We start from the raw sequence: 18,420 nt of genomic DNA, 5'->3' as shown, positions 1-18,420 counted from the left end.
TGACCACAATCTAAGGGACTTCGGGAAGCAAGGTCGTCTTCGGGACACAATCGCAATCCAATTCACAGCCCGCGGCCCCCGGCGGGCTCCTACGATGACGGCACATTCAGAGGGGGGCCAGTCTTGGAAGACTCGTTCGCAGGCCGGTGTGTGCTCGTGGTCTCGACCAACTACGCGCCCGAACACACCGGCATAGGGCCGTACTCGACGCAGATAGCCGAGCATCTGGCCGCGTCCGGAGCCGACACCCATGTCCTGGCGGGCATGCCGCACTACCCGGCCTGGCGGGTGGCGGAGGGGTATCGGGGACGGTGGCGGATGCGGGAGCGTCGTGGCGGGGTGACGGTGCACCGCCGCAGACACACCGTGCCGCCACGTCAGACCGCGCTGCGGCGCGCGGCGTTCGAGGCGGGCATCCTGGCGCACGGCCTCGTGGCGCCGCCGCCCGTCCGCCCCGATGTGGTGCTCAGTCAGATGCCGAGCCTGGCCGGGGGAGTGCTGGGCGGCCGCCTGGCACGGCGGGCCGGGGTGCCCCATGTCGTGGTGGTCCAGGACCTGATGGGGGCCGCCGCCGCGCAGAGCGGCATCCAGGGCGGGGGGCGTGCCGCCGCCGTGGCCGGGGCGCTGGAGGCCCGGATCCTGCGCGGCGCCGATGTCGTCGGGGTGGTGCACGAGTCGTTCGTGGACCGGGTCATGGCGATGGGGGTGCCGCGCGCACGGGTGCATGTGGTGCCCAACTGGACGCATGTGAAGGGGCCCAGCGGCGACCGGGCGGAAACCCGGGCACGGCTGGGGTGGCAGCCGGACGAAACCGTGGTGCTGCACGCCGGCAACATGGGCCTCAAGCAGGGCCTGGAAGTACTGGTCGAGGCCGCCCGGCTCGCCGACCAGGAAGCCGCACCGGTCCGGTTCGTGCTCATGGGGGACGGCAATCAGCGCGCCCACCTGCAACAGCTCGCCGCGGGCAGCTCCGCGCTGACCTTCCTGCCGCCGGCCGGCGCCGAGGAGTTCCCCGAGGTGCTCGCCGCCGCGGATGTGCTCGCGGTGACCCAGAAGGCCTCCGTGCTCGACATGAGTCTGCCGTCCAAGCTGACCTCGTACTTCATGACCGGCCGGCCGGTGATCGCCTCGGTGGCCGCCGAAGGGGGCACTGCCCAGGAGGTGCTGCGCGCGGGGGCCGGCACGGTGATCGCACCGGAGGACCCCAAGGCGCTGCTGGCGGAGGTCCGTGCGCTCGCCGCCGACCCGGAGGGGGCGGCCCGGCTGGGCGCCCGCGGTCCGCAGTACGTCGAGCAGCGGCTCAGCAGCCGGGCCGGCCTGGAACGGATCACCGCGCTGCTGCGGCTGGCCACGGCCGGCCGGTAACCGCGGGCGGCGGGGGTCCGGCCCCCGCCGCCCGCCGTCATCCGGCTCCGGGCCGGGCGAGCAGTGGGTACCACTCCTCCAGCCGGTCGGCGACCGCCGCGAGGGAGAACTCCTCCTCCACGGCCGTCCGGCCCGCGCGGGCGACGCCCTCCCGCAGCGGCCCGTCCTCCAGCAGCCGCAGCACCGCGTCCGCCAGCTCCTCCGGCGAACCGTCGGTCACCAGCGCGGCCCCACGCTGCTCCAACTCGGCGGCGATCCCGCAGCTGTCCGTGCAGACCACCGGGGTGCCCACCGCCAGCGACTCCAGCACGCTCATCGGGAACGGCTCGTCGACGCTGGGAAGGACGTACACGGTGGCCCGTGCGGTGCGCCGCACCGCGGCGTCGTGATCTAGGGCACCGCCGTACGTCACCACCTCACCGAGCTCCTCCTCGGCGATCAGCCGGCGGACCTCCGGGAGCCGGCCCTCGTCCGAACCGTGCAGGGTGAAGGACACCTCGGGCCGCTTGCGGTGCACCAGCGCCGCCATCCGGACGAACGCTTCCGGGCGTTTACGGGTCTGCAAGCGGGCCAGGAACAGCACATCCGCCCCGTCGCGCGGCTCGTCCGCCGGCCGGGTACGCACCCCGTTGGGGAGCCGGACCAGCCGCGGGCCGCGCGGCCCCAGCACCTGCCGCAGCCCGGCCTCCTCCTCGTCGGTGAGCACCAGCGCCGCGCGGGCCCGGCGCAGCAGCGGCACATACACCCGGTCGAAGAGCCGGGCCACCGCCGAGCGGCGGGGCTGCACCATGCCGTGGGTCTGCACCACGAACTGCCGGCGGCGCAGTACGGCCGTCGCGAGCGCGGCCAGGGAGACCAGATCGCGCCCGGCATGCAGATGGAGGGCGTCGGCCCGGCCTGCCCGGCGCCAGAGCACCGGCAGCAGCCCCGGGTGGAACAGGCCCAGGAACCCCTGCCCCGGCACCAGGGTGCGGGCGGGCCGGGCGCGGAGCGGGACCTCGTCCACCGTGCCCGGGGGTGTCCCGCGGCCCCGCCACAGGGACACCAGCTCCACCTCGTGCCCCCGGGAGGCGAGTTCGCCCAGCTGACCGGTGGCCACGCTCACCGGTCCGCCGTACGCCCCGTCGTCGCTCACCAGCGTCACGACATGGGTGATCTTCATGCGGCACCCCCGGTGGTGTACACGGCGCCGGGCGGCACATCGCGAGGCGCGACCACTCCGGCACCGATCACCGCCCCCTTCCCGACGGTGACGCCGCGCAGAACCACGGCACGGGCGGCCACCCAGGCGCCCTCCTCCACACTGATCGGCGCGTTGTCGAACTCGAAGGTGGGCGACCGGCGTTGATGGCTTCCGGTGCACAGCACGGCGCCCTGCGACACACAGACGTCGGACGCGAGGCTGATCTGCTCCAGATTGATCAGCCAGGCATCCTCGCCCACCCAGACGTCATCGCCGATCGACAGCTTCCACGGCCACTGCACCCGCACCCGGTGCCGGATCAGGACCCGCTGACCCACACGGGCGCCGAAGGCCCGCAGCAGCGGGGGCCGCAGCCGCGGCGGGAACCACCACTTCATGAACACCAGGTTCAGCACGGCGAACCAGGCAGCCTGGGTCAGCAGCCCCCGGCCCTTGTCGTAGCCCGCGCCGCTGAAGCCGCGCAGCCGGCGGGCGGTGGCGGGAGTGGTCATCGGTCCACCCGTACCCGGTGGCCGGAGAGCTCGTCCTGCAGCTGGCGTACGTCCGACTCGACCATGATCCGGGCGAGCTCGTCGTACTGCACCTTCGCCGACCAGTCCAGCAGGCTCTTCGCCTTGGACGCGTCACCGATGAGCGCGTCCACTTCGGAGGGCCGCTCGTACTTCGGGTCGAAGCGCACGCTGCGCTCCCAGTCCAGCCCCACCGTCTCGAACGCGGCCTGCAGGAAGTCCCGTACGGTCGCGGCCACACCGGTCGCGACCACGTAGTCGTCGGGCTCGTCACGCTGGAGCATCAGCCACATGGCCTCGACGTACTCGGGGGCGTATCCCCAGTCGCGGACGGCATCGAGGTTGCCCAGATAGAGGTGCTTCTGCAGACCGGCCTGTATGCGGGCCACCGCACGAGTGATCTTGCGGGTGACGAAGGTCTCGCCCCGTCGTGGGCTCTCGTGGTTGAAGAGGATGCCGTTGACGCCGAACAGGCCATACGCCTCACGGTAGTTGACGGTCGACCAGTACGCCATGACCTTGGCGCAGCCGTACGGACTGCGCGGGTGGAAGGGCGTCCCCTCGTTCTGCGGCGGCGGTGTGGCGCCGAACATCTCCGAGGACGAGGCCTGGTACAGCCGGGTCCGGACGCCGCTGGCGCGGATCGCCTCCAGCAGTCGCAGGGCGCCCAGACCGGTCACATCGCCGGTGTACAGCGGGGCGTCGAAGGAGACCCGGACATGGGACTGGGCCCCGAGGTTGTAGACCTCGTCGGGCTGCACATCGCGCAGCAGATTCACCAGCGCCACCCCGTCCGACAGGTCGACGTGGTGCAGCAGCAGCCGGCGGTCCGGGGTGTGCGGGTCCTGGTAGATGTGGTCGATGCGCTCGGTGTTGAAGCTCGATGAGCGTCTCATCAGCCCGTGCACTTCATAGCCCTTGCTCAGCAGCAATTCGGCCAGATAGGAACCGTCTTGACCGGTAATTCCGGTGATGACCGCGGTTTTCGGCATGGCTTCCCCCCACGAGAAGTGACTGTGCATCGGGATCGAACGATGGATTGCCCGCGTGCCGGACGGCGGGCCGCGGGCGCTGGACGCTACCTGCGGCCCGGCCGGTGGTCGAGCGGAAGAAGCGGGCCAGATATTTCCTGAAATAGCCGGTGGGCGTCTCGGATTGACTGCGACAATCCGCCCCATGGATGACTTGCTGCCCACACCTGCTCGTGTTTTCGTCGCCGGCCACCGGGGTCTGGTGGGCTCCGCCGTGACCCGTCGACTGACCGCCCAGGGCTATGACGTGCTGACCCGTACGCGTGCGGAACTCGACCTGCGCGACGCCGAGGCCACTGGGGCCTGGTTGCGCGCGGCCCGGCCCGACGCCGTCGTGCTGGCGGCCGCCAAGGTCGGCGGAATCATGGCCAACAGCACCCACCCCGTACAGTTCCTGGAGGACAATCTCAGCATCCAGCTCAGCGTCATCGCCGGTGCCCACCACGCCGGGGTACGCCGGCTGCTGTTCCTCGGATCGAGCTGCATCTACCCCAAGCACGCCGCCCAGCCCATCACCGAAGACGCCCTGCTGAGCGGGCCGTTGGAGCCCACCAACGAGGCGTATGCGATCGCCAAGATCGCCGGCCTGGTGCAGATCCGGTCCTACCGCCGCCAATACGGTGCCTCTTTCATCTCCGCCATGCCGACGAACCTCTACGGACCCGGCGACAATTTCGACCTCGAAACCTCGCATGTGCTGCCGGCGCTGATCCGCCGCTTCCACGAGGCGAAGCAGCAGGGCCTGCCCGAACTCACCCTCTGGGGCACCGGAACGCCCCTGCGCGAGTTCCTGCACGTCGACGACCTGGCCGCCGCCTGTGAGGTACTGCTGCGCCGCTACGACGGTGACGACACGGTCAACGTCGGCTGCGGCGAGGACCTGACCATCGCCGAGCTCGCCTCCTGCGTCGCCGCCGCGGTGGGCTACGAGGGACGGATTGCCTTCGACCCCTCCCGCCCCGACGGCACCCCGCGCAAGCTGCTCGACATCAGCAGGATGCGCGCCCTGGGCTGGGCGCCCACCATCCCGCTCGCCGAGGGCATCGCCCGGACCTACGAGGCGTGGCAGGCGGAGCCGGCAACGGCGTGAGCCGGACCGGCCCGCGGTGTGCGGCCGGCGCCCGCCTCTCGGCGAGGCACCGGCCGCACACCGCGACCCACGGCGACCCGGGCAGGCCCTAGTACGCACCGCGCCCGTCCACGACGGCCCGCACGGTACGCATCAGCACCCCTATGTCGCGCGAGTAGGACCAGTTGTCCACATAGCTCAGATCCAGTGCGACGGTCTCGTCCCAGGAGAGGTCCGAGCGCCCGCTGACCTGCCACAGACCGGTCAGGCCCGGCTTGACCGACAGCCGGCGGATCTCGGTCCCGTCGTACCGCTCGACCTCCTCGGGCAGCGGCGGCCGTGGACCGACCAAGGACATATGGCCGGCCAGGACGTTGAAGAGCTGCGGCAGTTCGTCCAGTGAGAAGCGGCGCAACAGCCGGCCGACCCGCGTCACCCGCGGATCCCGCCGCATCTTGAACATCGCTCCGTCGTGCTCGTTGGCCGACTCCAGCGCGGCCCGCATCCGGTCGGCGGTGACCACCATGGTGCGGAACTTCCACATCCGGAACGGCCGCAGATCCCGGCCGACCCGGATCTGCCAGTAGAACACCGGGCCCGCGGTGCTGAGCCTTATGGCCGTGGCCACCGCGGCGAAGACGGGGGAGAGCAGCACGAGCAGCAGCAACGCCCCCAGCCGGTCGGTGGCCTGCTTCAGCAGTACCGGAATGCCCCGACGCGCCGCCGGGTCTATGTGCATCACCGTCAGCCCCGCCGCCTTGGCGAGCCGGACACGGTGCTGCGAGACGTCGATCAGGCCCGGCAGTATGGCCAGATTTCGTCCCCCGTCGTGCAGGGCCCAGGCCAGCCGCCGCACCCGGGCCGCGGGCATCTGCCGGCCCGGCGCCACGAAGACGAGATCGGCGCCGAGTTCGGCGGCGCACCTCAGGACCCGCTCCCCGTCCAGTGCCCCTTCGGGTGCCTCGCCGTCGGACGTGAGCCGGTCGTAGACGGGCAGTGCCGAATCGGTCGCTTCGTCGCCGATCAGACAGCTTCCGACGACGACATATTCGTGGTCGGTGTGGTGCCCCAGCTCCGCGAGCACCACATCGACCGCGCCCGCCTCCCCGACGATCAGCACCCGCCGCAGCGCCCGCGCACGGCGCCGGATGGCGAGCAGATACCGGTGCGCGAGCTTGCGCCGGGCCACGCCCAGCGCAAGACACGGCAGCAGCGCCGGCACACAGATCTCCAGCGAGAAGTCGACCCGCGTCGCGACGCAGGCGACGGCCAGCACCCCCAGCATGGTCAGCCAGTCCCGGAAGACGGGCAGCAGGGCACCGGCGTCCAGTTCGTCTCGGGTGTAACGATTCTTCGATGCCCCAACGGCCAGCCACGACGCACCGGCCAGCGTCGCGACGAGCAGCGGATGGGGCTGCCCCGTCATGGCACACAGCGCGGCGACCGGTAGCACGGCCCCGATTGCGTCAACGGCCAACGCCACCGGTAAGAGCCGTCGTTCGGCGGGCGTGTGCCTTTTTCCTCCCCTGTGGTGTTCCGGCGCGCGATCCAATTCGGCTGTTCCGGCGGGCGATTCCATCACCCGTGATCCGGCAGCTTCGAACAACCCCATGGCCCCCCACTTGGTCGTCCCCTCATTCCGGCGCAGTCGTCGCCCCCCTGGCACAGACCACCGCCCCGTGTCGGACGTGACGCTAGAGCACGTTGCGCCTGACTGCTGCGGTTTACCTATTTTGAGTGTTCTTGTGTCCCCGTGTTTACAACTCGCGGAAGGTATGAACCGATTTCAGCCGTCCCGTCGGGCCGGGAATCCGGACCGGAAGCAGCGCTCCGGTACCTGTCGACGGACTTCCCGGGTGCCCCGCCACGGCGCGCTCTAGCATTCTTGTCATGAACAGTGATCTCTTTGCCGCCGAGAACATGGCGACGCAGGCCACCGCGCCCGGCATGGTGCAGCAGAACGCCAAGTCGCTGAAATACGCGCTGGACGGGGAGTGCTACGCGCGGCAGGGCGCGATGATCGCCTACCGCGGTGAGCTGCAATTCGAGAAGCAGGGTCAGGGGGTCGGAAAGTTCCTCAAGCGCGCGGTCACCGGCGAGGGGCTGGCGCTGATGGCCGTACGGGGCCGCGGCGAGGTGTGGTTCGCGCACGAGGCGGCCAACTGCTTCATCATCGACCTCGCCGCTGGCGACGGCCTCACCGTCAACGGCCGCAATGTGCTGTGTTTCGACCCGTCCCTCTCCTATGAGATCAAGGTCGTCAAGGGCGCGGGCATGGTGGGCGGCGGACTCTTCAACTCCGTCTTCAGCGGCCAGGGAAAGCTGGGCGTGATGTGCGAGGGCAACCCCATCGTCATACCCGTCTCCCCGCAGTCCCCGGTCTTCGTCGACACCGATGCCGTGGTCGGCTGGAGCAGCGGTTTGCACACGGGGCTGCACCGTTCGCAGAGCCTCGGTTCGATGCTCCGCGGCGGCTCCGGCGAGGCCGTCCAACTCCGCCTCGAAGGCGAGGGGTTCGTCATCGTCCGGCCCAGCGAACTCCGCCCGGAGAAGTCGGCCGGGAACTGACCTTGCGGGTTCGGGGCCGAAGTATCTTGGCATGTTCGCGTCTGTGGCGCCTCGCGTCTGAGGTGCCTCGCTCTCGTGGCGCCTCGCTTCCGTGGTGCCTCGGGCCCGCCCCGCGTGTGCCCGTACGGCCTGCCCGGGGGACCGGGCGGCATCGAGCCCGTCCGGAGGCGGCTTCGCCCCGGCGGGCCGCCGCCTGGCATGATCGCGCCCATGGCTGAACGCGTGAGTGCCGCTTGTGACGGCGCGTCGAAAGGAAACCCCGGGCCCGCGGGCTGGGCCTGGGTCATCGCCGATGGTGCGGACACCGTCGTGCGGTGGGAGGCCGGGCCGCTGGGCACCGCGACCAACAATGTCGCCGAGCTCACGGCCCTGGAACGCCTGCTGACCGCCACGGATCCGGCCGTACCGCTGGAGATCCGGATGGACTCCCAGTACGCGATGAAGGCCGTCACGACCTGGCTGCCCGGCTGGAAGCGCAAGGGGTGGAAGACGTCCGCGGGCAAGCCGGTCGCCAACCAGGAACTGGTCGTACGCATCGACGCGCTGCTCGCCGGCCGCTCCGTGGAGTTCCGGTACGTGCCCGCGCACCAGGTCGACGGGGACCCGCTGAACGACTTCGCCGACCGGGCCGCGAGCCAGGCGGCGACCGAGCAGGAGGCCGCCGGCAGTGAACTCGGCTCCCCGCAGCCGCCGGCCGCCGCGGCCGCCGCGCGGTCCGCCGGCACCCGTCGAGGTACCTCCGGCGCCACGGCGCGGACGGCCTCCGCACCGCAGCGGCGCGGCGGGGGCAAGCCGGCGCGCACGCTCAAGGCCAAGTTCCCCGGCCGCTGCCGCTGCGGGCGCTCCTACGCTGCGGGCGAGCCGATCTCCAAGAACGACGAGGGCTGGGGGCACCCCGCGTGCCGCTCCGGCGCGGGCGCGACGGACCAGGAACGGCCCCGGTAGAGCACGCCCTGGACCGCAATCGGGCGGAGCCCCGGGCCGCCCCGGTGAGCGTCCGGCAGGCTCCGGCTCAGGACGCCTTGCCGCTGCCGCCTCCGCTGCGGCCGGCCACCGGCACGTCGAGGGGGCGGGCGATACCCACCACTCCCTCGTCGAGGCGCTGGAGATGCCGCAGCACGCGGAAGGTGACCGTGCCCGTCCGCAGCGCGCCGGAGCCGGCCGTCTCCAGCATCGCGGCGACGCTGGCGCCGGACTGGACCTCGCCCTCGGTGCTCTCCTCCAGCACCCGCGCGACGATCAGATCGATGTTGTACGCGATCCGCCGGCCGGCCCGCTCCAGGCGCGGGTCGGCCGCGATCGTCTTGCTGTACGGGACGAGTTCCGCGGTCGCCGCCAGGGAACGGGCGTGATAGGCGGAGGTCTCCAGGAGGGCCACCAGATAGCGGGCGGTCCGCCGCCGTACCCGTAGCGGGGTGATCGGGTGGGTCAGCGGCTGGATGGAGGCGCGCAGCTCGTCCAGCGCCTCGTCCAGCTCGCGCGCCTTGCCCAGCAGGTCGACGGCGGGCCCGCCGCTGAGCTGTTCCACCGCGGCGGTCACCACGTCCCGCAGCCGGACCAGCACCGTGCCCAGCAGCTCGTCCGTACGGCGGTCGGTGTGCACCGGCAGCACCAGCACCGCGCCGATGATCCCGCAGGCGGCACCCAGCGCGGTCTCCTCGATGCGCAGCACCAGCACATCGAGGCTGTAGGTGTTGAGCAGGGTGTAGAGCAGTCCGAGCATCGCGGTGACGAAGAAGGACACCAGCGCGTAGGACAGCGGCGCGGTGAAGAACATCCCGAAGATGCAGAGCAGTACCAGCGCGAACGCGGTCCAGGTGTGGTTGCCGACCAGCCCGGCGAGCGCGACACCGGCGACCACGCCGAGGACCGTGCCCACCAGCCGGCGGTAGCCCTTGACCAGGATCTCGCCCGTGGACGCGGTGTTGAGGAAGACCACCCAGCAGGTCAGCACCGCCCAGTACCAGCGCTGGCTGGACAGGAACTCGCCCCCGATCATGGCCAGCGTCGAGCCCACCGCGACCTGGAACGCGGCCCGGGTGGTGGGCCGTTGCAGCCCGGTGCGGTCGTCCTCCGGCTCCTCGGCCTCCTCGGCGACGTCGATCGCGAGGTCCTCGGCGTCGAACTCCTCGCGCGAACGCGTGGTGGCCGGGGAGTCGTCCGACTCGTCCTGCGGTCCGTCCAGCGCCAGCCGCAGACCCAGCACGGAACGCGCGGCCTCACCGAGCCCGCGGAAGACGTCCTGGACGGCGGGGGAGGCGGGCGGCAGGTTCTCCTCGTCCCGGTAGCCGAGCAGCCGGTTGCGTACATGGGCCACCGCGGTGCCGCGGCCGCCGGGCGTGGGCCGGGCGACCAGCACGAGGAGGGCGTTCAGATCGCGGCGCAACGTGCGGATCGCCTCGTCCTCGGTCCGTATGCGGGTGCCCGTGGCCGGCACCGGCGCATGCGGCAGATGCATGGTGAGGGTGTCCGCGCGCCCGGCGCTGCGGGCGTTGAGCAGCAGCATGCCCAGCCGCTCGGCGGCGACCTCGGCCTCCGCGACGCGACGCTGCACCAGGCCGGCCGCGGCTTCGTCCCGCGTGCCCTCCTCCAGGAGGCCCTGGATCATCAGTGCCGCCTCGTGCAGCCGGGCGGTGTGCCGGCGCAGGTCGTCCAGGACCTTGTCGAGCTCCTCGGGGCCCACGTCCAACAGCTCGTTCTGGGTCGCCAGCAGCTGGGCGAGGCGGGCCCGGAAGGCCTCGCGCAGCCGGCTCAGGGTGCGCTGGGGAGTCTGCGGCACGACGGCGAACCGGACGAGGGCGCTGCACCCGATGGCGACGGCCAGCGTCAGATACAGCACGGGCAGGGTGCGGACGCTGGCCTGCACGAACAGCGAGATGAAGTAGACCTGGAACCCGATCAGGCCGAGGGCGGTGCCGCGGTCACCGAACCGCCGGAAGTAGACGGCGGCGAAGATCAGCAGCACGAAGAACACGTCGCCGGCGATGACCAGGGTGTGCAGCAGCGCGCCCAGCGACATGGCGGCGAGCGCGACGGGCAGGCCGAGAGCCAGCGTGATCGCCTGGCCGCGCACCTCCTTCTCCCTGATCGCGAAGGTGGACACCATGGCGACCATGGAGCCCGCGACCATCAAGGGGACGCCGGTGCCGAGCAGCGCGAGGACGAGGAGGGTGAGCACGATGGCCCCGACCGTCCGCAGTCCCGCCATCAGTCGCAGCAGCCCCGGGTCGGATGCCGCGAAACGGTCCCAGGTGTTCGTCCCCGCCCGCCGTATCGCTGCCACCACGCTGCCGTACGCTCCCACTTCTTGCCATGATCCCCGGTGCTCCAGCATCGCACGTCTGCTCGGACGGGCTTCAGTCGCCTCGTCCCCCGGTCCGGCCGCACCGCACCGTGCACCGCCTGGTGGGCCCGCGCCCCCGCACCCTTCCCGTACTCCCCGGCCTGCCTGCTCCCTTTGCGTATTTCGGGTGTTAGTGAGGCGTTAGTGGATCATCAGCGGAGGTGCCCAGGGTGGGTGGTGCACAAAACGCATGCCCAACCCACCGCCCGGATCGACGGTCCGGTGCTGTCGCCGGAGGGCGCCCTGCCCGGTGCCTTCGCGGACGGAGCGACGGAACCGTGCGCAACCGGGCGGTGGGGAGGGCACCGCTATTTCTCCGGATGCCGGAGAAGAGGGAGTTGATGACTGATGACCATCCGTGGTCTGCGTAGGGCTGTCACCGTCACCGCCGCCGTCGTGCTGGCCGCGGGGGCGAGTGCAGGAATCGCCGCCGCGGCGGGTTCGGCCGGCTCCGGCGCGGGGGCTGCCGGCTCGTGCGGACCGGGGGCGCTGAAGGTCTCGACCACCAGCGCGGGTTCGGGCCAGGCCGGGATGAACCACGAGGGCACCTACCTGCGGGTGACCAACACCGGCAAGAGCACCTGCGCGATATCCGGGTACCCGGGGCTGGCGCTGCAGGGCGCTGGCCACTCGGCCATGAAGACCACCGTGCACCGCGGTGACACCTACTTCGCGAAGGACCCGGGCGCCCACCAGGTCACGCTCAAGCCGGGCAAGAGCGCCTACGCCGACCTCGTCTGGAGCCACGCCGGGCCGTCCGCGAAGGCCAAGTACCTCCAGGTCTCCCCGGCGGGTGGCAACGCGCACAGCGTCCTGGCGTTCGACAAGGACGTCGATGGTGCGGCGCTGTCCGTGACCGCCTGGTCGGCGACGCCGCCCGGCGCCTCCTGACCGCTGCCGGTGCAGCCGGGGGCCGACGCATGTGGCGTCGGCCCCCGGCGTGCGTGGGGCGGTCCGGTCGCTCCGGGGACGTCGCTCCGTGCACGTCACCGGCCGGATGCGGCAGGTCAGTTCCGCGCGCCGGTCACCAGCGTGCGGTACCAGCCGAGGGTGGCGTCGAGGGTCGCCTCCAGCGGCGCCGGGCGGAGGCCGAAGGCGCGCTCGAACGCCGAGGAGTCCACGATCTGCGGCTCGGTGTGCTGGTAGAACATCTCCGCGTACTCGTCCATGAAGGTCGCGTCGAAGGGCCCGAACGGGCGGGGCTCGGTGAGGATCACCCGTCGCAGCGGGCGGTCCACCCGCTCCTCGATCATCGAGTGGATCTCACGGGTGGTACGAGCGGGCGCGGTGGGCAGGTGCCACACCCGGCCGTCGCCTTCCGGGTCTTCGCCGAGGGCGGCCAGTCCCTTCGCCACATCCTGGATGGCCGTGTAGCTGTGCGGGAGGTCGATGTCGCCGAGCGCGAGGACCTCGCCACCGGTCAGTGCGGCCGGGAAGACCGCGCCGCCGAGCGTCGAGTTGAGCACGCCGGGCCCCACGAAGTCGGCCGCCCGGCCGAGGACGACACGGGCCCGCCCCGCACGGTGGGCGGCGAGATATTCCGTGTCCAGCTGTGCCCGCATCAGTCCCTTGCGGCTCGTCGCCCGCCAGGGAGTCTCCTCCGTCATCACCGCGCCCTGCGTCCGGCCGTACGGATACAGCGTGTCCAGGACGACCAGCCGGGCGCCGGTGGTCTCGACGGCGGCCAGCACCGCCTGCTGGACCCGGGGCATGACCTCGACCTGCTGATGATACCCGACGTTCACGCAGTGGTACACGACATCGGCGCCCTCGACGGCGGCCAGCGCCCCCTCGGGCGTGCTCACATCGATGGCGCGGCCCTGCACGCCGTCGGGAGTGGCGTCCGGCGCCGAGCGGCTGACCAGCCGTACGGCGTGACCGCGGCGGGCGAGTTCGGCGGCGAGCGTGGTGCCGGCCGGGCCGGCACCCAGGACGGCGTGGAGACGGCGTGCGGCAACAGACATGGCGATTCCTTCTCTGCGGGGCGGCGGGCTGCATCGGATCAGGGAGAGGGTGGTGCGGCAGGTTCCCGCTTGCCTCCCTCACTTCTGTTAGAGACCATAACTCTAGCGATGGTCCATTGCAACTGAAGGAGTGGCTACGATGAGCGAGGACCGCTCACCCAAGGCCGTCCGCCGCCCCGCGACGCAGGAGGAGAACATGGCCGCCGAGGTACGAAGCCCCCGCGCGCGCTACCGCGAGCAGAACCGTGCGGAGATCAAGACGGCCGCGTTGCAGCAGCTCGCCGAGGGCGGCGTCCAGGCTGTGGCGCTCACCCGGATCGCCAAGGACATGGGCCTGTCCGGGCCGGCCCTCTACCGCTACTTCGCCGGCCGGGACGATCTACTGGGCGAACTCATCCGGGACGCCTACGACGATGTGGCGCAGGCCATCGGGCAGGCCGACGGGGCCGCGGCCGGGGACGCGCGGGCCACCCTGCATGCCCTCGCCGGCGCCTACCGGAGCTGGGCCGTCGCGCAGCCGCACCGCTACCTCCTGATCCAGGGAACGCCGCTCCCCGGTTACGCGGCGCCGCCCGACACGCTCCAGCGCGCGCGGGCCGTCCTGGGGCCGTTCCTCAAGGTGTTCGCCGCCGGTGAGCCCGCCGAGGCGCTCCGGCCGGTCGTCGCCGAGATGGCCGCGTGGGTACGCAAGGACGACGGCGTCGCCGACTGGGTGGCGCAGCACACCGGACTGCCGGCGCACGGCAAGGCGGCGGGCACCGCCCTCGCCGGAACGGTGCTGGCCTGGTCGCAGCTGCACGGCACGGTCGGTCTGGAGGTGTCGGGCCAGTACGCCGGGATGGGGCACCGCGCACCGACCCTGCTCACCGCGCAGATCGACACGCTGGCCGACTCCTTCCGGCTCTAGCTCCCCGATGCCCGCCGTGCCCGTCCGCGCGCTCCCGGGGCCGCGCCTTGCCGGCGGCCGCTCAGTATCCGGCCGGGCGGATCAGCCCCGTCTCGTAGGCGAAGACGGCGGCCTGCGTCCGGTCGCGCAGGCCCAGCTTGACCAGGATGCGGCCCACATGGCTCTTCACGGTCTGCTCCGCCACCACCAGACGCTCCGCGATCTCGCCGTTCGACAGGCCCTGGGCGATCAGTGACAGCACCTCGGTCTCCCGTTCCGTCAGATCGCCGACCCGGTCCTTGAGCGGGGCGCGCGGGGCGCTGGTCACCCGGGAGAACTCGGCGATCAGGCGCTTGGTGATGTTCGGGGCGAGCAGGGCGTCGCCGGCCGCCACCACCCGTACCGCCTGGGCGAGTTCGGCCGCCGAGGCGTCCTTGAGCAGGAAGCCGGAGGCGCCCGCGCGCAGCGCCTCGTACACGTACTCATCGAGGTCGAAGGTGGTCAGGACGAGGACCTTGACGGTGGCGCCGGCCGGTTCGGTGAGGCGGCGGGTGGCCTCGATGCCGCCGAGCCGGGGCATCCGGACGTCCATCAGGACGACGTCCGGGGCGAGTTCGGCGGTCTTGGCGACGGCGTCGAGGCCGTCCACGGCCTGGCCGACGACCTCGATCCCCGGTTCGGCGTTGAGCAGCACGGTGAAGCCCTGGCGGACCATCATCTGGTCGTCGGCGATCAGTACACGGATGGTCGTCATGGGGTGTCCTCGCCGGCGTCGGCCGGTGTTCTCGCAGGGGCGGGCAGCAGGGCGGTCACTTCGTAGCCGCCGTCCGGGGTCCGGCCGGCGGCCAGTTCGCCGCCGAGCATGGCCGTGCGTTCGCGCATGCCCAGCAGTCCGTGTCCGGAGCCGGGGGAGGGCGGGGCCGGCCCGTCCGGCGCGGTGTTGGTGACACGGAGGGTGAGGTCGTCGGGCCCGTAGCCGAGCTGGACCCGCACCGTTGCCCCGGGCGCGTGCCGCATCGCGTTGCTCAGTGCCTCCTGGACGATGCGGAACGCGGACAGCTCGGCCCCCGGCGACAGCGCGTGCGGCTCGCCGGTGGTCTCGGTGGTGACGGTGAGTCCGGCCGCCGTCACATTGGCGATCAGTTCCTCCAGCCGGCTGAGGGTGGGCTGCGGGGCGTGCCGCACGCCCTCCGCCGAGGGATCCTCGGAGCGCAACACGCCCAGCACCCGCCGGAGTTCGGTCAGCGCGTCGACGGCGTTCTGACGGATGCCCGCGAGGTTCTCGGTCAGCTCGTCGGTGGGGTGCTCGACGAGATGCGGCGCGACCTGCGCCTGGATGGAGATCACGGACATGTGGTGGGCGACCACGTCGTGCAGCTCCCGGGCGATCCGGTTGCGCTCCTCCAGCAGGGTGCGCCGGGCCCGCTCCTCGGCGGTGAGCTCCTCCTGCGCGACGAGCTGGGTACGGGCCACCCGGCGGCCGCGCAGTGCGGCGCCCAGGACCGTCGCGATGATCAGGAGCGAAACCGCCTGCGTCAGATTTTCGTGCTGACCCCGGCCGAGGAACATCAGGCAGACCAGCCCGGCCAGGACGTTGACCCCCAACGCCTCGGCTGCGACCCGGGGGCGTACCCGCAGCGCCAGCAGGAACGCCGTCGCGGCCTGCGCGAGCATGCCGGGTTCGGTCCAGGGGAAGCCCACCTCCCAGGGGAGGCTGCGCTGAGCGGCGAAGGCCGCGCCGACCATCGCGGCCGTCGACACCCACCAGGCCGGTACCGGACGGAACATGGCCGCGAGCAGTGCGCCGGACTGGCAGAGCGCGAGCAGCAGCGCCAGGCCCGGCACCAGCCGGTAGGTATGGGTGAGGAAGTCCGTGGTGAGGATGGCTGTCGCATAAGCGAGCACACCGATCACCGCATGCGGCAGCCGGGCCAGCAGACGGGGCCTGCTCAACCTCGGCAGCGGATCGGCCGCCGCCGTCCACAGATCGTCGCGCAGCGTACGCGGCACCGCCAACAGCGCCGCCCGCCACCGCGGTTCCCCGCCCTTCACGCCCCCCGTGATCATGTGAACCACTTTAGGGCCTGTCCGATGGGTCATGACCGGGCCCGCGGCTTTCCGACCCTGACCCCTGGTACAAGCCCTGGGCACCGGCCGGCCGCCGACAGGGCGGTCCGCCGCTCGGGCACGGCCCGGGCGTGGCCGCGCCGCCCCGCACGGCCCTGCTCGTACGCACGGAACGCGGCCCCGCACACCAGCAGCGCCACCCCGAACACCGGCAGCCAGGCCAGCCGGGCCAGCACCCACGAGGCTCCGTCGGGGGCGGTGTGCAGGCCGGGGAGCGGCCGGCCCGCGAGCAGGCCGAGCGCGGTGACCGCCATCATCGCGGTCTGGTGCCACAGGAAGACGGTCATCGCCGACAGGTTCAGCAGCGCCACCGGCGCCCAGACCAGGGGGCGTTGGAGGACCTGCCGGAGCGGACCGAGCAGCAGCAGAGCCGCCCCGCACTGGGCCAGGCCGAACGTGACGACCGCGAGGGTGGGCGGGTTGAGATTGGATATCCCGGCGCCCGGCACCCCGACCATGGCGGCCGGATACCCGGCCCATCCGACGAGTCCGAAGGTGGCGGCGCCGCCACCGAGCAGCAGCGCCCAGCCGGTCGACCGGCCGCCCAGGCGGCCGCGTGCCCAGGCCGCGCCCAGACAGTACGGAACCAGCCAGCCCGCCGGCACATTGAGCCAGCCGAGCCACTCCGGACCCCCCAACCCGAAGCGGAGCAGGTCGATATGGAGGACGACGGCCAGCGGCCACAGCGGGTGCAGCCGGGCGACCAACGGGGTCGCCGCCGTCAGCGCGAGGAAGACCAGCAGGAACCAGAGCGGGGACCACGCGAGCGTGCCCAGGGTGCGAACGGTCTCCAGGCCGGCCCCGGAGGCGAGCAGGGCGACCACCACCACGCACCAGAGCACCAGGACGGCCGCCACCGGCCGGAACAGCCGGGCCGTCCGAGCGCCGAGCCACCGCCCGTACCTCTCGCCCCGGGCGCGGGCCGCGACATGACTCGTTGCCGCCATCCGGCCGCCGACCAGAAAGAAGACCGCCAGGGTCTGGAAGACCCAGGAGACGGGGGTGAGTTGCGGCATGGTGTGCAGCGGGCTGGCGCCGTGCACGGCGCCGCTGTCGGTGACGAGGGCGGTCACCAGCCAGTGCCCGAGCACCACACCCAGGATGGCGAGCGCCCGCAGGGCGTCGACCCCACGGTCCCGGCCGTCCGGAGTGGCGGCGGCGATCCGCCGGGCGAGCTCACGCATCACGGCCCTCCCCGGACGGAGCCCGGCCGGAGACGATCCGGGCGATGTTCCGCAGGGCGACGGATCCGGGCCGGAGATAGTCGCTGTGGCCGCCGGTCCCCGCCGCGAAGACCCGGGCCCCGAAGGCGTCCGAGACCGGATCGGCGCCCAGCCCGAGCGTGGTGAACGGGAGGTCCAGCTGACCGTGCGGCACCTGGGCGATCCAGTCGCCCGCGCCCCGGCCGGCCCATATGGTCGCCCGGGTGTGCAGGGCCGCAGCGCTGCCGACCCCGGCGCCGGGGCTGCCGTACAGCACGAGGTCCGCCACCTCCAGCCCCGGCGCGGCGCGGCCGCAGACCACCGAACCGTAGGAGTGACACAGCACGGAGATCCGGGCCGAGGGCCGCAGCGCCGCCATCTCGCCGAGGAACGAGCGGAGTTGCGGGGCGGCCGATGCCGCGCGGCCGGGCGTGAGCACCTCGGGACTCACCGTGCCCGGCGTCTCGTACCCGAGCCAGGCGATCACGGCGGACCGGTCGTCGAGCGTCCGCCGGAGCGCCGTCGCGCCGGCCTGGAACCGTGCATAGGTGTCGAGGTTGGTGTCCGAGCCCGGCACGAGGACGGCGATCCGCTCGGCCCGCGCCAGATCGCCGAAGACCTCGGCGGTACGGCCCCCGCCCCGCCCGTCGAAGGAGAGGAACTGCCGCGCCGGGCCGGCCATCCGGCGCAGCGCACGGGCCCGTTCCCGGTCACCGTGCCCGTCCGCCATCCGGGCCGCCGCGCGGATTCCGGCACGGTTGACGGCATACCGCTCGGCGAGCGCGCCGGGGCCGGCGTCCCGCAACGGGGCGAGGGCCACCGGTGCGGGCGCCGGGACGGCCGCGGGGCGGGCCGCGCCGGACACGGGCACGGCCACCGAGGCGGCCACGAGCGCGGCGAGCAGGGTGCGCAGCAGTCGTCCGCTGCGCGGGCGGGACGCCATGAAGATCGGTCCTTCCGTCACGGAAGCCGGTCGTGGCTTCCGAGAGGACGCTATGAAGCGCATGGGTTGGTCCACGTCCCGCCGCGGAGCGCACTTCCGGCCTGGCTCTGAAGTACTAGGGGTAGGGGGCGGCGGCCCTGAACGGACGGTGCACAGCGGCCCGGTGCGACGTGTCCCGCACCCCCGGGACCGGCGCCCGCTGACGGCGA

At 72.3% G+C, this 18,420-nt stretch carries 16 protein-coding genes; 6 read left to right on the top strand and 10 right to left on the bottom strand.

From position 1 onward, the window contains the following. The first annotated feature begins 156 nt into the window (after positions 1-156). Positions 157-1,365, top strand: a complete 1,209-nt coding sequence (locus EST54_RS06825) for a glycosyltransferase (RefSeq protein WP_129246111.1) — start codon at positions 157-159, stop codon at positions 1,363-1,365. Positions 1,366-1,402: 37 nt separating this feature from the next. On the opposite strand, the gene EST54_RS06820 is transcribed toward EST54_RS06825, so the two are convergent. The 3 genes from EST54_RS06820 to gmd are packed head-to-tail and all read right to left on the bottom strand — an operon-like array spanning position 1,403 to position 4,070. Then, entirely contained in the window at positions 1,403-2,527 is a 1,125-nt protein-coding gene (locus tag EST54_RS06820; RefSeq protein ID WP_239012485.1) for a glycosyltransferase, read from the bottom strand. Continuing rightward, complete coding sequence (locus EST54_RS06815) at positions 2,524-3,060, bottom strand: DapH/DapD/GlmU-related protein (RefSeq protein ID WP_129246037.1); 537 nt, start codon at positions 3,058-3,060, stop codon at positions 2,524-2,526. The genes EST54_RS06820 and EST54_RS06815 overlap by 4 nt, the downstream gene beginning before the upstream one ends. Beyond that, positions 3,057-4,070, bottom strand: a complete 1,014-nt coding sequence (gmd, locus tag EST54_RS06810; RefSeq protein WP_129246035.1) for a GDP-mannose 4,6-dehydratase — start codon at positions 4,068-4,070, stop codon at positions 3,057-3,059. The genes EST54_RS06815 and gmd overlap by 4 nt, the downstream gene beginning before the upstream one ends. Positions 4,071-4,254: 184 nt before the next feature. Here gmd and EST54_RS06805 point away from each other — a divergent pair, with 184 nt between their 5' ends. Further along, entirely contained in the window at positions 4,255-5,199 is a 945-nt protein-coding gene (locus EST54_RS06805; RefSeq protein WP_129246033.1) for a GDP-L-fucose synthase family protein, read from the top strand. Positions 5,200-5,287: 88 nt separating this feature from the next. Here EST54_RS06805 and EST54_RS06800 read toward each other — a convergent pair whose 3' ends face one another. Continuing rightward, complete coding sequence (locus EST54_RS06800; protein WP_129246031.1) at positions 5,288-6,604, bottom strand: sugar transferase; 1,317 nt, start codon at positions 6,602-6,604, stop codon at positions 5,288-5,290. Between the two features lie 464 nt (positions 6,605-7,068). Here EST54_RS06800 and EST54_RS06795 point away from each other — a divergent pair, with 464 nt between their 5' ends. Continuing rightward, positions 7,069-7,746: an AIM24 family protein gene (locus tag EST54_RS06795; RefSeq protein WP_129246029.1), complete on the top strand. Its 678-nt coding sequence runs from the start codon at positions 7,069-7,071 to the stop codon at positions 7,744-7,746. Between the two features lie 198 nt (positions 7,747-7,944). Then, positions 7,945-8,691: a ribonuclease H family protein gene (locus EST54_RS06790; protein ID WP_129246027.1), complete on the top strand. Its 747-nt coding sequence runs from the start codon at positions 7,945-7,947 to the stop codon at positions 8,689-8,691. Between the two features lie 67 nt (positions 8,692-8,758). On the opposite strand, the gene EST54_RS06785 is transcribed toward EST54_RS06790, so the two are convergent. Then, entirely contained in the window at positions 8,759-10,954 is a 2,196-nt protein-coding gene (locus tag EST54_RS06785) for an FUSC family protein (RefSeq protein ID WP_129246107.1), read from the bottom strand. Positions 10,955-11,437: 483 nt separating this feature from the next. Here EST54_RS06785 and EST54_RS06780 point away from each other — a divergent pair, with 483 nt between their 5' ends. Continuing rightward, on the top strand, positions 11,438-11,980 hold the full coding sequence (locus EST54_RS06780; protein WP_129246025.1) for a DUF4232 domain-containing protein: 543 nt from the start codon (positions 11,438-11,440) through the stop codon (positions 11,978-11,980). Positions 11,981-12,096: 116 nt separating this feature from the next. Here EST54_RS06780 and EST54_RS06775 read toward each other — a convergent pair whose 3' ends face one another. After that, positions 12,097-13,053, bottom strand: coding sequence for an NAD-dependent epimerase/dehydratase family protein (locus EST54_RS06775; protein WP_129246023.1), 957 nt, complete (start codon positions 13,051-13,053; stop codon positions 12,097-12,099). Between the two features lie 196 nt (positions 13,054-13,249). On the opposite strand from EST54_RS06775, the gene EST54_RS06770 reads away from it, so the two are divergent. Then, the gene (locus tag EST54_RS06770; protein WP_129246105.1) at positions 13,250-13,960 is read left to right on the top strand and encodes a TetR/AcrR family transcriptional regulator; all 711 of its coding nucleotides are present in this window, start codon (positions 13,250-13,252) and stop codon (positions 13,958-13,960) included. Positions 13,961-14,021: 61 nt separating this feature from the next. Here the strand turns inward: EST54_RS06770 and EST54_RS06765 are convergent, their stop codons facing one another. Genes EST54_RS06765 through EST54_RS06750 form a run of 4 tightly spaced genes read right to left on the bottom strand, consistent with a single transcriptional unit; the run spans position 14,022 to position 18,211 of the window. Beyond that, the gene (locus tag EST54_RS06765; protein WP_129246021.1) at positions 14,022-14,693 is read right to left on the bottom strand and encodes a response regulator; all 672 of its coding nucleotides are present in this window, start codon (positions 14,691-14,693) and stop codon (positions 14,022-14,024) included. Beyond that, on the bottom strand, positions 14,690-16,006 hold the full coding sequence (locus EST54_RS06760; RefSeq protein WP_129246019.1) for a sensor histidine kinase: 1,317 nt from the start codon (positions 16,004-16,006) through the stop codon (positions 14,690-14,692). The genes EST54_RS06765 and EST54_RS06760 overlap by 4 nt, the downstream gene beginning before the upstream one ends. A gap of 29 nt (positions 16,007-16,035) precedes the next feature. Next, on the bottom strand, positions 16,036-17,250 hold the full coding sequence (locus tag EST54_RS06755) for an acyltransferase family protein (RefSeq protein ID WP_129246017.1): 1,215 nt from the start codon (positions 17,248-17,250) through the stop codon (positions 16,036-16,038). Continuing rightward, positions 17,243-18,211 (bottom strand): alpha/beta hydrolase, encoded by a 969-nt coding sequence (locus EST54_RS06750; protein ID WP_129246015.1) that lies wholly within the window; start codon positions 18,209-18,211, stop codon positions 17,243-17,245. Before EST54_RS06750 ends, EST54_RS06755 begins: the two co-directional genes overlap by 8 nt. Between the last annotated feature and the right edge of the window lie 209 nt (positions 18,212-18,420).

The sequence above is a fragment of the Streptomyces sioyaensis genome (assembly GCF_004122735.1).
Taxonomy (GTDB): domain Bacteria; phylum Actinomycetota; class Actinomycetes; order Streptomycetales; family Streptomycetaceae; genus Streptomyces; species Streptomyces sioyaensis.
Note: the sequence above shows the minus strand (reverse complement) of the source record. Positions and strands in the feature narration are given on the sequence as shown.